Raw genomic sequence first — 17,445 nt, 5'->3', positions numbered from 1 at the left:
TTGTCAAAGTTTCAAACTTTGACAAAGTTTAAATGCAACACAACATGAAAAAAATATTCATCATATTAACCCTCTCTCTTTTTGCGATCGGTTATTCGCAGAAAAAGAAAGATTTATATCTTTTTACATCGTTCCGCGAACCGGCAACAGAAGGTTTGTATCTGGCATACAGCGAAGACGGCTACAAATGGAAAGGATTAGAAGGATCATTCCTAAAACCAGAAATCGGTGCCAGCAAAATCATGCGTGACCCATCCATCACAATAGGAGCAGACGGCACCTATCACATGGTTTGGACAACCGACTGGAAAGGCGGAAACGGCTTTGGCTACGCCAGTTCAAAAGATCTGATAAATTGGTCAAAACAAGAATATATTCCGGTGATGAAAAACGAACCGGAAGTTGTAAACGTTTGGGCGCCAGAGATTTTTTATGATGATGTGAAAAAAGAATATATTATTGTTTGGGCATCGACAATTCCATTCCGATTTGAAAAAGGAGTAGAAGAAGAGAAAAACAATCATAGAATGTATTTTGTAACGACAAAAGATTTCAAAACATTCTCTGATACAAAATTGTATTACGATCCGGGTTTCAGCGTAATTGACTGCGTAATTGTAAAAAAAAGCAAAAAAGATTATGTATTGGTTTTAAAAGATAATACGAGACCAATGCGAAATATAAAAGTAGCTTTCGGAAAATCGCCTTTAGGACCATTCAAAAAAAGCTCAGAACCATTGACAGAATATTTATCAGAAGGCCCAACAGTGGTAAAAGTTGGTAAAAATTGGCTGTTGTATTATGACAATTACGGTTCAAAAAATTATAAAGCTTTAAGCACTTCAGATTTTGTTCATTTTGAAGATGTTTCTTCAAAAATAAGTCTTCCGGAAGGACACAAACACGGAACAATTACAACAATTTCCGAAGAAGTTTTAAAAGGATTAATTGATAGAAAATAAAAAATAATGCCACAGATTTCACAGATTTAAAAGGATTTTTTTATAGTATTTAATAATCAAAAAAATAAATCTGCTTGATCTCCAAAATCTGCGAGAGTAAATTTTTTCCCCGCAGATTTTGCAGATCAATCAGAAAAAAAATCATTTTAATCTTTTTAATCTGTGGCAAAAAAACAATAACAATGATTAATTTCCAAAACATAAAAAACCACATCTTAACCACAGCCACAATTCTACTGGCTTGTACAGCTGTCAATGCACAAAACGACACCGTGCGATATGTTGGTAAAACACTTTCAAATGTAGATTATCACCATGGGCAGTTAAGTCCGGCGGTTGGAGTTCACGCCACACAAATTATGCGTGCCAGCCGTGAACATCCGGAAAAAGCAGACGGTTTTGGATGGACATACAATCATCAGCCAACGATGGCATATTGGAACGATACTTTTTATTTGCAGTATTTGAGCGATCCTGCGGGAGAACATATTCCGCCAAGCCAGACTTTGATCATGACTTCAAAAGATGGGGTTACGTGGAAAATGCCAAAAGTAATTTTCCCCATTTATCACATTCCAGACGGATGGAAAAAAGAAGGCGTTGAAGGCGTTGCCAAAAATCTGTATGCGATTATGCACCAAAGAATGGGATTTTATACCTCAAAAGATAAAAGACTTTTTGCTTTGGCGTATTACGGAATTGCAATGGACGAAAAAGACGATCCAAATGACGGAAAAGGAATTGGTCGTGTAATTCGTGAAATTAAAAAAGACGGAAGTTTTGGCGAAATCTATTTCATCAGATACAATAAATCATGGGATAAATCGAAATCGGCTTTTCCATTTTATACCGCATCAAAAGACAAAGGTTTGAAAAAAGCCTGCGAGGAAATTCTATCAGATCCTTTGGTTTTACAGCAATGGGTTGAAGAAGCAGATCGCGATGACGAATTAATTCCTTTGAAAAAGCCTTATAAAGCATTAAGTTCTTACCATTTGCCAAACGGAAATGTTGTGGGTTTATGGAAACATGCTTTAACTTCAATCAGCAAAGATGGCGGAAAATCATGGGAATATATGCCTCTTCGTGCTCCTGGTTTTGTCAACAGCAACGCCAAAATCTGGGGACAAAAAACGTCTGATAATCGTTATGCAACCGTTTATAATCCATCAGAATACCGCTGGCCTTTGGCGATTTCAACAAGTGATGATGGTTTGAATTACAAAGATTTATTATTGATCCATGGAGAAGTAAGTCCAATGCGTTATGGCGGGAACTACAAATCAGCGGGTCCGCAGTATGTTCGTGGAATATCAGAAGGTGATGGAATTCCGCCTGATGGAAAACTTTGGGTAAGTTATAGCGTCAACAAAGAAGATATTTGGGTGGCATCGATTCCCGTTCCCGTTACTTCAGTTGTTACTGAAAATGCAAATGATATTTTTAGCGAACTTTCAGACGGACAGGAATTAAAGTTGTGGAATACGTATGATTTATCTTGGGCTTCCACCAAAATCGAAAAGAAAGCTGATGGTAAAAAATGGCTGACTTTAAGAGATCAGGATTATTTTGATTATTCGCGTGCCGAAAGAGTAATTCCGTTTGCAGAAAAAATGGAAGTGACTTTTACGGTTAAACCAGAACAAAATAATCATGGTTTATTGCAGATTGAATTTCAAAATAAGCAAGGTCTACCAGCGGTAAGATTAACTTTTGATTCGGATGGACAATTGAAAACAAAAACGGGCGCACGTTTCAATACCATTGCCAAATACGAAGCCGGAAAGGAATATAAAGTCAATGTAAAACTGAACGTTAAAACGCGTTCGTACACCATAAAAGTAAACGACGAAAAAGAATCAACGAGAATATTTTATGCGCCGGTAGATGGTTTTGAGCGAATTATGTTCCGCACAGGTGAACAGAGATTTTCTCCAAATGCAGACACAGAACCAGACACAGACGATTATGATGATTTGCCTCAAACCGGAAAATTAATCCCGGAAGCAGTATTTAATATCGAATCGTTGATAACGAAAAAGTTGTAAAAAATATAGAACGCGGATGGCACGAATTCGCTAAAGCGAAGACGCGGATAAAAACAGATTTTTTTATTTTAATGAGAATAAAAAAGCAATTTTAAAAATCCGTTTTTATCCGCGTTCAAAATCTCAACAATAAAGAAATGAAGAATTTCAAAAATATAGTATTAGCAATTTGTTTTTTAGTAACGTTAGTTTCTAAAGGACAAATTCTGCCTGTACATTTAACAACAGAAATGGCCGAAAACCCATTAGCCGTGGTTCAGAATCAGCCAAGATTAAGCTGGCAGTTGGTTTCAAAAGAATCCAATGCATCACAAATAGGTTATCAGATTTTGGTTGCTTCTACTGAAGAAAAACTGCAACATGACGAAGCAGATGTTTGGAATAGCGGAAGAGTAAATTCTAATAAAAACCTGCAAATTGCTTATGGCGGAAGTCCGTTAAAAAACGAAAATAAATACTTTTGGAAAGTTAAAGTCTGGAATCAAACAGGCAAAATTTCTAAATGGAGTAAAATAGCTTCGTTCAGAACCGCTTCGTTAGAATCAGAATTAAATCCGGTTTGGATTGGAGCGATTACAAAGGCAGACAGTCATCTACCGGAAGGCCGAAATTACCATACAGCAACTTTCAACAGAGAGAAAAAGAATGCCATAATTAATGCTTCAGATTCGTTGTCCCGCAGAAGTATTATGCTTCGTAAATCTTTCGAAGTAAAAAAAGAAATCAAAGAAGCGGTTGTTTATATTTCTGGTTTAGGACATTACGAATTAACGATTAACAGTAAAAAAGTTGGAAACAGCGAATTTGCTCCTTTATGGACAGATTACGATAAAAGCGTGAATTACAATATTTACGAACTAAACGCAAAAGAATTAGAAAAAGGCGAAAATGTAATTGGCGTTCTTTTAGGAAACGGAATGTACAACACACTTGCCGAAAGATATACCAAATTTTTTGTGAGTTTTGGTCCGCCGACTTTATTCTTCAAAATGAAAATTACATATAAAGACGGTTCAGAAGAAATTATAAAATCTGATGAAACTTGGAAATACAGTAAAAGTCCGATTACCTATAACAGCATTTTTGGAGGAGAAGATTACAATGCCAACTTAGAACAAAAAGGATGGAATAGTAAAGGTTTCAAAGATGCTACTTGGAAAAAAGTCGTGATTCAGGAAGCGCCAAAAGGAGTTTTAAGACCGCAGACGGCACCGCCAATTACAATTCAGAAACAATTTGAAATTAAAACAGCAAAAGAAATAAAACCGAATTTCTATGTTTTTAATATGGGGCAGAATCTTTCAGGATTTCCAACGATCAAAATAAAAGGAAAAAAAGGCCAGACAATTCGTGTCTGGGTTGCCGAAGGTTTAAATGAAGATGGAACTATTGCACAGGGAAGATCTGGAAAACCTTATTATTACGATTATACTTTAAAAGGAAAAGAAACAGAAGAATGGACACCAAAATTCAGTTTTTACGGATTTCAATACATTCAGATTGAGAATATTAATTACAAAGAAGCTAAAAATTCAGAACTTCCAACAGTTTTAGATTTAAAATCGAATTTCAGTTACAATTCTGCTGGAGAAGCAGGAAGTTTTGAATGTTCGAATGAAATTTTCAATAAAACCCACGAACTGATTAATAACTCGATAAAAAGTAATTTCCAAAGTGTTTTTACCGATTGTCCGCAACGCGAAAAATTAGGGTGGTTAGAAGAAATTCATTTGAATGGTCCGGGTTTAATGTTCAATTATAATTTAGAAAATTACATTCCGGCATTAATGCAGAACATTTCTGATTCACAGCGTGATAACGGATTAATTCCGACAATTGTTCCTGAATATGTTGTTTTTGGAGGCGATTTTACCGATTCGCCGGAATGGGGAGTAACGGGCGTGATTCTGCCTTGGATGTATTACGAATATTACGGTGATGCTTCTTTATTGGAAAAATATTATCCTATAATGAAAAAATACGTGGATTATTTAGGAACAAAAGCTAAAGACAATATTGTTTCTCACGGATTAGGCGATTGGTACGATTACGGAACTCATGTGGCAGGATATTCAAAAAACAGTCCGATTGCGCTTTCGGCAACTTCACATTATTATTATGGCGCTTATTTAGTGGCAAAAGCGGCTAAAATGCTAAATAAAACAGAGGATATTCAGAAATACGAAACATTAGCTTCTGAAATTAAAAACGCTTTCAATAATGAGTTTTTCAATGCAGAAACCAAACAATACGGCACCAACAGTCAGTTTAGTAATGCCGTTCCGATTTTTATGGATATTGTAGAACCGCAATATAAAGAAGCGGTAATGCAGAATTTATTGGCGGATATCAAAGCAAAAGGAGACCGACTAACAACAGGAGATGTTGGAAATCGTTACCTATTTCAGGCTTTGGCAAGAAATGGCGAAAATGAAACGATGTATAAAATGCACAATCACTATGATGCACCGGGTTATGGTTTTCAGATTAAATTTGGCCTGACCACTTTAACCGAACAATGGGATCCGACAAAAGGAAATTCGTGGAATCATTTTATGTTAGGACAAATTGAAGAATGGTTTTATCAAAGTTTAGCCGGAATTAAATCCGACCCAGAAAAACCAGGTTTCAAACATTTCTTTATTCAGCCGGAAGTTTTGGGCGATATGACTTTCGCGAAAGCGGACTATCAATCGGTTTACGGAAAAATTGTTTCGTCATGGGAAAAGAAAGACGGGAAACTGTTTCTGAATATTGAAATTCCGGTGAATACAACAGCGACGATAAAACTGCCTGTTTCTAAAAGTTCAGAAATAAGGATTGATAAAAAAGTGGTACGTACAATTTTCAATGAAAAAGATCAAAAGCCAATTTTAGAATTGGGATCAGGAATTTATACTATAGAATGCAAAATATAGAACGCGGATGACACGGATTCGCAATCGCGAAGACGCAGATTTGTGCGGATTTTTTTATTTGCTTTATCAGATAAACATTAAAAAAAATCTGTTTTATCCGCGTCTTTACGAAGTAAATCCGTTTAATCAGCGTTCAAAAATCTCAATAATATAAAATGAAGAATATCAAAAAAATAATATTTACAATTGCAGTTTCCATTTTTGCTTTGACGTTTTCAAACGCGCAAAGCACTTCTGATACGAATTTTAGAAAACCAGTATCAGAAACACTAAAAAAAATCGAAACGGTTTTTAATGTCACCATCAACGACGACAGAGGTTTATTGAAAGGAAAAGAACTTGATTATGCCGATTGGAGAATTGAACCCGGAAATCTGGCCATTTCGTTGACCAATATTTTAGCGCCGTTTGAATTGATGTATTTCAAACAGCCGGACGGAACCTATATTATTCGTAAATATGAAAACCATAAAGTTTCAGTTGATAAAGGAAAAGAACGTTTGTTTTATTTGACAAATTTGTATTCAACTCAGACAGATTGGGAAAAACGTAAAACGGAGTTAAAAGCTTGTATGATTTCTTCATTTGGTTTAGATAAGGCTCCCCCAATGCCTAAAACTAAACCACTTTTAACTCCAAAGAGAATTTATAAAGACTACAGTGTTGAGAATATCGCTCTGGAAATTCTTCCGGGTGTTTATGCGACAGGTTCGATTTATAAACCTTATCCATTAAATAAAAAAGCGGCAGTTATCTTAACGCCTGACGGACATTTTGGGGATGGACGATATAGAAAAGACGAACAATACAGATGTGCCGTAATGGCAAAAATGGGCGCAATTGTTGTGGCGTATGATTTGTTTGCCTGGGGAGAATCGTTATTGCAATTCCCCGAAGAAACGCATAGAAACAGTATTGCATCGACGGTTCAGGTTTTAACCGGAATCCGATTTCTGGATTATTTGTCAACGGTAAAAAATGCTGATATGTCTAGAGTTGGTGTTACAGGAGGTTCTGGCGGAGGTTCGCATACCATGTTTTTGGGAGCTATAGACGACCGAGTAAAAGTTACGGCTCCGGTTGTTATGGTTTCGTCTCATTTCTCTGGCGGATGTCCCTGCGAAAGCGGGCGTGGCATTCACCTTTGCGGAAACGGAACCAACAATGCTGAAATCTCAGCCATGATGGCGCCAAAGCCACAACTAATTGTTTCTGACGGAAAAGACTGGACGCTCGCAGTTCCAGAATTAGAATTCCCTTTTATCCAAAGAACATATGAATTGTACGGAAAGAAAGATTTAGTAGAAAATGCTCATTTTGCCAAAGAAGGACATGATTTCGGCGTTTCAAAACGTATGGCTTTGTATCCGTTTATGGCGAAATATTTAGGTTTGGATTTGAATAAAGTCAAAAACGAAAAAGGTGAAATCGACGAATCGACTTGTGTGATTGAACCTTATGATAAATTGTATGTTTTTGGCAACAAAGCTGAAAATTTACCAAAAAATGCATTGAAAGATATTAACAAATTATATGAAATGTTCGGAGAAAAAAATCTAAAAGTTTACGAGGTTAAGAAATAAGAAAGTTTGCCACGAATTTCACGAATTGGCACGAATTATTTTTTTTGCCACAGATTAAAAAGATTAAAGGTTTTTTTTATCTCCTAAATCTGCAAAATCTGCGAGAGTAAATTTTTCACGCAGATTTTGCAGATCTAGCAGATTTTTAATCAGTGGAAATCCTTTAATCTGTGGCAAAATAAATTAGAGAAATTGAAATAAAAATTAAAAAATAAATTAGTACAATTCGTGTAATTCGTGGCGAAAGAAAATATTTATGGAGTTAAGAAGTAATATCGGGTCGGGCTATCCGCGCTACTTCGGTAGCTTGCTTCTATCCCTCACGCACTCTCGTAAATTTGAAGATATTTGTTAGATTTTCAAATAAATAAATTTGAGATAATTTGTACAATTTGTGGTTAAAAAATAATTCGGGCATTTGTCCAATAAAGTATAAATATGAATTTAAGAAACAAAATAACGGCGATTTGTTTTGGGATTTTTTCCTTTACAGCGACAGCCCAAACAACAAATGAGCTAAAACTTTGGTACGATAAACCAGCATCCATCTGGAACGAAGCTTTGCCTTTAGGCAACGGACGTTTGGGCGCAATGGTTTTTGGAGATCCCGCCGTTGAACGTTTGCAATTGAATGAAGAAACGATTTGGGCAGGTTCTCCAAACAGCAATGCACATTCAAAATCGATCGAAGCTTTGCCAAAAGTAAGACAACTGATTTTTGACGGAAAATTTGATGAAGCGCAGGATTTGGCAACGCAGGATATTATGTCGCAAACCAACGATGGAATGCCGTATCAGACTTTTGGAAGCGTTTATATTTCATTTGCTGGACATCAAAAATATACCGATTATTATCGAGATTTAGATATCAGCAATGCTACAGCAAAAGTAAAATACAAGGTAAATGGAGTAGAATTTACAAGAGAAATTCTAACTTCATTTTCAGATCAGGTAATTGTGGTCAAGCTTTCTGCAAGTCAGCCGGGACAGATCACGTGTAATGTTTTCATGAACAGTCCGATTGATAAAACGGTTGCTTCGACAGAAGGAAACCAAATTATTCTTTCAGGTTTAGGAACCAATTTCGAAAATGTAAAAGGAAAAGTAAAATTTCAAGGAAGATTAACAGCTAAGAATAAAGGCGGAGAAATAGAGGCAAGCAACGGAGTCCTAAGTATTAACAAAGCCGATGAAGTAACTTTATATATTTCAATTGCCACTAATTTTAAAAATTACAAAGATATTTCAGGTGATGAAATCGCAAAAAGCAAAGAATATTTGGTTAAAGCCGAAACAAAAGATTTCGAAATCATAAAGAAATCTCACGTTGATTATTATCAAAAGTTTTTTAATAGAGTTTCTTTAAATTTAGGTTCGAATGATTTGATAAAGAAGCCAACAAACGAAAGAATCAGAGATTTCGCGAAACAATTCGATCCGCAATTAGCTGCTTTATATTTTCAGTTCGGACGTTATCTTTTAATTTCAAGTTCACAACCAGGTGGTCAGCCAGCCAATTTACAGGGAATCTGGAACGATATGGTAACTCCGCCATGGGACAGTAAATACACTACAAACATTAATGCCGAAATGAATTATTGGCCTGCTCAAGTAACCAATCTTCAGGAAATGCACGAGCCTTTTGTGCAGATGGCAAAAGAATTAAGTGTTTCAGGTGCAGAAACAGCCAAAATGATGTACAATGCCAACGGCTGGGTTTTACACCATAATACTGATATTTGGCGCGTTACCGCACCAGTTGATTCGGCAGCTTCTGGAATGTGGCCTACAGGTGGTGCTTGGGTTTGTCAGGATTTATGGGAGAGATACTTGTATACAGGCGATAAAAAATATCTGGAAGAAATTTATCCAATCATGAAAGGCGCAGCTGATTTCTTTTTGGATTTTATGGTTATCGATCCAAATACAAAATATTTAGTGGTTGTGCCGTCAAGTTCGCCTGAAAACACACATGCAGGCGGAACGGGAAAAGCGACAATTGCATCTGGAACTACAATGGACAATCAGTTGATTTTTGATTTGTTTACACATGTTATCGAAGCTTCCAAATTGGTTGCACCAGATGCTGCTTATGTGAAAAAGGTAAGCGATGCTTTGGCTAAAATGCCTCCAATGAAAATTGGAAAACACAATCAGTTACAGGAATGGCAAGACGATTGGGACAATCCAAAAGACAATCACAGACATGTTTCGCATTTGTACGGTTTGTATCCTAGTAATCAGATTTCGCCAACAAAAACACCAGAATTGTTTGAAGCGGCCAAACAATCGTTGATTTACAGAACTGACGAATCGACTGGCTGGTCGATGGGTTGGAAAGTAAATTTATGGGCCAGATTATTAGACGGAAATCATGCGTATAAATTGATTCAGGATCAATTGCATTTGGTAACAGCGGACCAAAGAAAAGGCGGTGGAACGTATCCGAATATGTTGGATGCGCATCAGCCATTTCAGATTGATGGTAACTTTGGATGCACTGCTGGTTTCGCCGAAATGCTGATGCAGAGTCAGGAAGATGCGATTCATTTATTGCCTGCTTTGCCAACTGTCTGGAAAGACGGAAGTATCAAAGGCTTGGTTGCCAGAGGCGGATTCGTAATCGATATGACGTGGAAAAACAATAAAGTTTCGGAACTAAAAATTTATTCAAAAATAGGAGGAAACTGTCGATTAAAAGTGGAAAATACGTTGAAAGGTTCTTCGCTTAAAAAAGCAAAAGGTAAAAATACAAATCCGTTGTTTTATGATGTAGAAGTAAAGAAACCGATTATTTCAGATCAAGCGAAACTAGAGAAAGTAAAACTGCCAAATTATAATATTTACGATGTGGAAATGAAAGCGGGTCAGACTTTTACTTTTTATGGAAATTAAGATTAGACCTAACAGGTTTTTAAAACCTGTTAGGTCTGGGGATGTTTCCTGCAAGGTTTTCAAACCTTGTAGGTATAAATGATAAACGCTATGAAATAAGACACCTACAAGGTTTTGAAAACCTTGCCGGAGTTGAAACCTTGAAAGAGTGGGAAAACGTGAACGTCTCTTGCGTGAGTGATGGAAGTGGAGCTCTTTTTTGTGAGGCTTTTTCAGCCGAACAAAAAAAGCGGGAACGGACAGCACGATTCGCCGCGGCGAACACGCCCAAAGAATTTTAAAAATAATAATTTGAATATGTTACATCATTTTAAGTACAAAATAATAGTCTTGATAATATTGATTTCAACTTTAAGCATAAGTTGCAAATCGGGTGCAGGACATTCTCAAAAAGGAAAAGCGGTTATATTACAAGAAAAAAACTTCAAACATTATGTGGATTATTTCAACACGATGGAAGATGAGAATTTGAAGTTTGCGATTCCGAATGATTCAGCTTGGACTTGGATGGAAAAGAACATTCCTTTGTTTGAATGTCCACAGCAGAATTTTGAGGAGATTTATTATTTCCGTTGGTGGAGTGCGAGGAAACATATCAAGAAAACACCACAGGGATTTGCAATTACTGAGTTTTTGGTAGATCGTTCGTATGCCGATAAATACAATATGATCAGTTGTGCTTTGGGGCATCATATTAATGAATTTAGATGGGTTCATGATCCGCAGTATTTGGAGCAGGACGTTCATTTGTGGTTTAGGGGAAATGACGGCAAGCCAATGAAAAAATTGAGAACGTTTAGCAGTTGGACGGCAGATGCTTTGTATAATAGATATTTAGTAAATAAAGACGATAAATTTTTATTGGATATGTATCCTGATTTATTTGCAGAATATATTGCTTGGGAAGAAGACAGACAACGAAAAGATGGTTTGTTTTGGCAATTTGATGTAAAAGACGGAATGGAAGAATCGCTTAGCGGAGCTAGAAAATTTAGAAATGCCCGCCCAACAATTAACAGTTATATGTTTGGAAATGCAGTAGCGTTGTCTAAAATAGCGGCTATGAAAGGCGATAAAGCAGGAGAAATAGTGTTCAAAGCTAGAGCTGCTGTTTTACAGCAATTAGTGGAAACCAAATTATGGAATACTAAAAGCGAGTTTTTCGAGACTTTCACAGAAAAAGATACATTAGCGCAGGTAAGAGAAGCGATTGGATTTATTCCGTGGTATTTTAATCTGCCGGAACAAAATAAGGGTTTTGAAAAAGCCTGGGAACAAATAAAGGATGAAAAAGGATTTTCGGCTCCTTTTGGTTTAACAACGGCAGAAAGAAGAAGTCCGCGTTTTAGAACACACGGAACAGGAACATGCGAATGGGATGGCGCAATCTGGCCTTTCGCCAGTTCACAAACCTTAACGGCTTTGGCAAATGTACTGAACAATTACAATCAGAATTTCGTTGCTAAAACCGATTATTTCAAACAAATGGATTTGTATGTGCAGTCTCAGTATTACAGAGGGAAACCTTATCTTGGCGAATATCTGGATGAAACTACAGGTTATTGGTTAATGGGCGACAGAGAACGCAGCCGTTATTATAATCATTCAACTTTTAATGATTTGATGATTACAGGTTTGGTGGGTTTACGTCCGAGAGCTGATGAGAAGATAGAAGTGAATCCGTTGATTCCGCAGGAAAAATGGGATTGGTTTTGTCTCGATAATGTTTTGTATCATGGCAATATCATTACGATTCTTTGGGATAAAACGGGAGAAAAATATAAAAAAGGAAAAGGTTTCAGAATCTTTAAAAACGGGAAGGAAATTGCGGTTTCTGAGAAATTGGAGAGAGTGATTTCTGAGTAAGTACGTTTAGATTTCTCTCGCAGATTTGGCGGATTGAGCAGATTTATTTCCTTTGTCGAAATGACAAACTAGAGCGAAATCAAATTAAAAATCTCTATAATCTGCAAAATCTGCGAGAGAACCAAAATCACCGCAAAAGCAATTAAAATATCATTATGAAGAAGTTTTTTTTACATATTACAGTATTAATTATATCAGTTTTTTCATTTTCGGCGAAAGCCCAAAATAAAATAAATGTTACAAATCTGCAATGCGAAATGCTCAACAATCCGGAAGGAATAGACGTCTTGCAACCTCGATTGAGCTGGCAGATAAAAGCAGATGTAAACGATGTAAAACAAATTGCGTATCATATTATTATCGCATCGACTTTAGAAAATTTAAATGCCAATAATCCCGATTTATGGGACAGTGGTAAAGTTGACAGCAACGAATCGGTTAATATTATTTATAACGGAAAAGTACTGACCAATAGACAAAATGCTTTTTGGAAAGTAAAAATCTGGACAAATAAAGGAGAATTTGAATCTGCTGAAAAAGCATTTTTCAGTATGGGAATTTTAAATTATGCCGATTGGAAATCAACTCGCTGGATTGGTTATGAAAAAGCGTCTTCTGGAGATAGTATTTCGCAGTATTCGAGATTGTCTGCAAGATATTTGAGAAAAGAAATCAATCTAAAAAAGCAGGTCAAAAATGCCAAAGTTTATATTATAGGCATGGGTTTATATGAGTTGTACATTAACGGAAATAAAATTGGAAATCAGGTTTTAGCGCCAGTTCCAACCGATTATACCAAAAACGTAAAATACAATGTTTTTGATGTTACTTCGGAGCTGAAAGAAGGAAAAAATATGCTTGGAACAATTTTAGGAAACGGCCGTTTTTTTACTATGCGTCAGGATTATAAACCTTATAAAATAAAAACATTTGGATATCCAAAAATGGCTTTGCAGCTGTTTGTAGAGTATACCGATGGAAGCAAAGATATAATTCGAACAGACGACAGCTGGAAAGTCACGACAAACGGACCAATTTTATCTAATAATGAATATGATGGCGAAGATTACGACGCCCGCAAAGAATTAGTAAATTGGAACACCACAAATTTTGACGATAAAAACTGGGTGAATGCAGAATATGTTCAGGAACCGGGTGGATTTTACGAAGCGCAAATGACACCAAATATGAAAGTGATGGGCGAAGTAAAACCAATCTCGATCAAACAGACTCCAAAGGGAACTTATATTCTGGATATGGGTCAGAACATGGTCGGATGGCTGCAACTGAAGGTGAAGGGAAAAAGTGGAGACAAAGTTACTTTGAAATTTGCAGAATCTTTGCAGGCCGATGGTTCTTTATATATAGAAAATCTGCGCGATGCCAGAACTACAGACCATTATATTTTAAAAGGTGAAGGAGAGGAAATTTGGGAACCGCGTTTTATTTTTCACGGATTTAGGTTTGTAGAAGTTTTAGGATTTCCAACCAAACCTGTTTTAGATAATTTTCTTGGAAAAGTTGTTTATGACGATATCAAAACAACTGGAACTTTTGAATCTTCTGACGCCACGATGAATCAGATTTTTAAGAATGCCTATTGGGGAATCAGAGGGAATTATAAAGGAATGCCAATTGATTGTCCGCAAAGAAATGAGCGTCAGCCTTGGCTTGGAGACAGAACAACGGGAGCTTACGGCGAAAGTTTTATTTTTGACAACCAGACTTTGTACGCAAAATGGCTTGACGATATAAAAAATGCCCAGACTGCAGATGGCGGAATTCCGGATGTTGCACCGGCTTTTTGGCGTTACTATGGCGATAATGTAACTTGGCCCGGAACTTATATTACTGTTGCAGATATGCTGTATCAGCAATTTGCAGACAAAAAAGTAATTGAAAAACATTATCCTTCCATGAAAAAATGGATGGTGTATATGGAGAAAAATTATTTGGTTAAAGATTTAATGACCAAAGATAAATACGGCGATTGGTGTGTTCCGCCAGAATCCCTTGAATTAATTCATTCTAAAGATTCGGCCAGAACTACAAACGGCGAATTGATTGCCAGCGCATTTTACTATCATTTATTGCAAAAAATGAAAAAGTTTGCAACAATAAGCAACGCCGGAAACGGAGATGTTGAGTATTATGAAGATCTTTCGCAGAAAATAAAATCAGCTTTTAATGCTAAGTTTTTTAATTCAAAAACAAACAATTACGCAAACAATACGGTAACGGCTAATTTATTACCGCTTCGATTTGGGATGGTTCCTGAAAATTTGGAAGAAAAAGTTTTTGAAAATATTATACATGAGGTAGAAGTGACGTACAAAGGTCATATTAGTACAGGTGTAATTGGAACACAGTTTCTGATGCGTGCTTTATCAGAATTTGGCAGACCTGATTTATCGTATAAACTGGCTTCAAATAATACATATCCGAGCTGGGGATATATGGCAAAAAACGGCGCGACCACTATTTGGGAATTATGGAACGGAAATACTGCCGATCCTAAAATGAATTCGCAAAACCACGTTATGTTATTGGGGGATTTACTGATTTGGTATTATGAAAATATTGCCGGAATTAAAAGTAATCCGGAAACCCCGGGTTTTAAACAAATCATTATGAAACCAGATTTTAGTGTTGGATTAACGTATGTAAATGCGTCTTACGAATCTATTTACGGACTTATAAAAAGTGATTGGAAAAAGGACAAAAAAGCTTTGGTTTGGAGCATAACAATTCCTGCTAATACATCGGCAGCTGTATATCTTCCAACTGAAAATGCTTCAAACATTACGATCAATAATCAAAAACTAATTAAAACTTCAAATCAATTTAAAACAGAAAAAGGTAATCTTGTCCTTACACTTCCTTCAGGATCTTATGTTTTAAATGTTAAATAATCGGCTTTTGCCTTAATTCGGGACAGTACAGGATAGATATTTAAAAAATTAGTGTCATTTTTACACTTAATAAATAATTTTGTCAAAAAAATTATTGACCTTGCATTAAATATCAAAAATTGTAATTCACAAATTAAAGCTAAGAATGAAGATTTTAAAAGTAACATTTGCCCTATTCTGTTTATTTCTTTTAGGAAGTTGTAAATCGGCTTTAGAAAAAAAGACATGGAAAGAAGGTATTTTAGTAGATCAGTTTATTTACGATAAAGCTCCTTATCCGTCTTGTCATGCCGTGACTATTGTCGAAGCGACCAATGGCGATTTAGTTGCATCTTGGTTTGGAGGAACGCATGAAAGACATCCTGATGTTTGTATTTATGTTGCCATAAAACCAAAAGGAAGTGATAAATGGAATGAAGGAGTAAAAGTTGCTGACGGCGTTATGAAAGAAGGGCCAAGATTACCAACATGGAATCCGGTTTTATACCAAATTCCAAATGGCAATTTGATGTTATTTTATAAAATCGGACCAAAACCATCTGAATGGTGGGGTGTAATCAGAACTTCATCTGATGGAGGAAAAACATGGTCTGAAGCACAAAAAATGCCTGACGGATTTTTAGGACCAATCAAAAACAACCCCGTTTTATTAAGCAACGGAACATTGTTATGTCCTTCTAGTATTGAAGGCGACGGCTGGAGACTTCGTATGGAATCGACTCCAGATTTCGGAAAAACCTGGGTAATGGGCGATACACTTGCAAGAGGAAAACAAAAAATCAATGCCATTCAGCCAAGTATATTATTCCACAAAGACGGAAGCATCCAAGCGATCGGAAGAACCAGAAACAGAGCTATTTTCAGTACGTTCTCAAAAGATAACGGTAAAACATGGTCAGATTTAGAATTAATCGGACTTCCAAATAACAATTCAGGGACAGATGCTGTGACACTAAAAGACGGCAGACATTTATTGGTATACAATCACGTTCTTCCTCCGGGAAAAGAAGCAAAAGGACCAAGAACGCCTTTGAATGTTTCGGTTTCTAAAGACGGAATCAATTGGAGTGCGGCTTTGGTTTTAGAAGATTCAAAAATCAGCCAGTATTCTTATCCGTCGATGATTCAAAGTTCAGACGGAATGGTTCATATCGTTTACACTTGGAGAAGAGAAAAGTTGAAATACGTAAAAGTGGATCCAAGTAAATTAAAAGCACTTTCAATCAAAAACGGAATCTGGCCGGGTGACGAAAATAAAGTTGTAACGGCAGTTAAAGCTGAAGAAGAGTAAAAATAAAGTTAGCCGCGAATTTCCACGAATTAATATTGAAATTATTGAAAATTTGTGCAATTCGTGGCAAAAAAATATAAGCATGAAATCAAAGAGAAATTTAATTATTGCAATGCTTGTCGTTCTATCATCGACTTTCAACAGTTGTGCAACGGCGCAGTCTTCAAGCAAAAAGCAACAATACAAAGTCGCGGTTTGCGATTGGATGATTTTAAAAAGACAAAAATTAGGCGCTTTTGGTTTAGCATCTGAAATAAAAGCAGACGGAATCGAACTGGATATGGGAGGTTTAGGAAACAGACCAACTTTTGACAGCAAACTTGGCGATCCTGTAGAAAGACAAAAGTTTTTGGATAAATCAAAAGAAACAGGAGTTGGAATCAGTTCAATTGCGATGTCGGGATTTTATGCCCAGTCTTTTGCAAAAAGAGAAACTATTGTACCCATGATCGAAGATTGTGTTAAAGCAATGAAAGACATGAAAGTAAAAGTAGCTTATCTTCCATTAGGTACAGAAAGTGATTTGGTTAAAAATCCAGAATTGCGTCTGGTAATTATCGAAAGATTAAAATGGGCTGGAAAACAAGTTGGAAAAATTGGCGGTGTGATTGCTATTGAAACTTCATTGAGTGCCACAGAAGAGAAAAAACTATTAGAAGAAATTGATTCTAAATACATTAAAAGTTCATTCAATTTTGCCAATGCAGTAGATAACGGAAGAGATATTGTTTCAGAATTAAAAATTTTAGGCAAAAAACATTTAGGGCAGATTCATGCTTCAAATACCGATAAAGTCTGGCTGGAAAATGATACCGCGATTGACATGCCAAAAATAAAACAAACGCTGGATGAAATGAAATGGAGCGGCTGGCTGATTGTGGAACGTTCTCGTGACGTGACACAAGTACATAATGTAAAAGCTAATTACGGTGCAAATGTGGCCTATTTGAAAAAGATTTTTCAGAATTAG

The 17,445-nt window shown here is 36.3% G+C and carries 9 protein-coding genes; all 9 read left to right on the top strand.

What is annotated here, in order from left to right:
* The first annotated feature begins 44 nt into the window (after nt 1-44).
* The 9 genes from B0A68_RS09695 to B0A68_RS09645 all read left to right on the top strand — a co-directional run bounded on the left by B0A68_RS09695 (nt 45) and on the right by B0A68_RS09645 (nt 17,445).
* Nucleotides 45-962, top strand: a complete 918-nt coding sequence (locus tag B0A68_RS09695) for a glycoside hydrolase family 43 protein (RefSeq protein ID WP_035689296.1) — start codon at nt 45-47, stop codon at nt 960-962.
* Nucleotides 963-1,144: 182 nt separating this feature from the next.
* Complete coding sequence (locus tag B0A68_RS09690) at nt 1,145-3,010, top strand: sialidase/neuraminidase family protein (RefSeq protein WP_035689298.1); 1,866 nt, start codon at nt 1,145-1,147, stop codon at nt 3,008-3,010.
* 137 nt (nt 3,011-3,147) lie between these two features.
* The gene (locus B0A68_RS09685; RefSeq protein ID WP_035689301.1) at nt 3,148-5,928 is read left to right on the top strand and encodes a glycoside hydrolase family 78 protein; all 2,781 of its coding nucleotides are present in this window, start codon (nt 3,148-3,150) and stop codon (nt 5,926-5,928) included.
* Between the two features lie 155 nt (nt 5,929-6,083).
* Nucleotides 6,084-7,511, top strand: coding sequence for an acetylxylan esterase (locus B0A68_RS09680; protein WP_240475325.1), 1,428 nt, complete (start codon nt 6,084-6,086; stop codon nt 7,509-7,511).
* Nucleotides 7,512-7,949: 438 nt separating this feature from the next.
* A complete protein-coding gene (locus B0A68_RS09675; protein ID WP_035689304.1) occupies nt 7,950-10,406 on the top strand; it encodes a glycoside hydrolase family 95 protein in 2,457 nt (818 codons plus the stop codon).
* Between the two features lie 330 nt (nt 10,407-10,736).
* On the top strand, nt 10,737-12,272 hold the full coding sequence (locus B0A68_RS09665; protein ID WP_240475327.1) for an MGH1-like glycoside hydrolase domain-containing protein: 1,536 nt from the start codon (nt 10,737-10,739) through the stop codon (nt 12,270-12,272).
* 155 nt (nt 12,273-12,427) lie between these two features.
* Nucleotides 12,428-15,184, top strand: a complete 2,757-nt coding sequence (locus tag B0A68_RS09660) for a glycoside hydrolase family 78 protein (protein WP_035689316.1) — start codon at nt 12,428-12,430, stop codon at nt 15,182-15,184.
* 145 nt (nt 15,185-15,329) lie between these two features.
* Nucleotides 15,330-16,475 (top strand): sialidase family protein, encoded by a 1,146-nt coding sequence (locus tag B0A68_RS09650; protein ID WP_035689319.1) that lies wholly within the window; start codon nt 15,330-15,332, stop codon nt 16,473-16,475.
* Nucleotides 16,476-16,557: 82 nt separating this feature from the next.
* A complete protein-coding gene (locus tag B0A68_RS09645; RefSeq protein ID WP_035689322.1) occupies nt 16,558-17,445 on the top strand; it encodes a sugar phosphate isomerase/epimerase family protein in 888 nt (295 codons plus the stop codon).

It is taken from the genome of Flavobacterium reichenbachii, assembly GCF_002217435.1.
GTDB classification, from domain to species: Bacteria; Bacteroidota; Bacteroidia; order Flavobacteriales; family Flavobacteriaceae; genus Flavobacterium; species Flavobacterium reichenbachii.
Note: the sequence above shows the minus strand (reverse complement) of the source record. Positions and strands in the feature narration are given on the sequence as shown.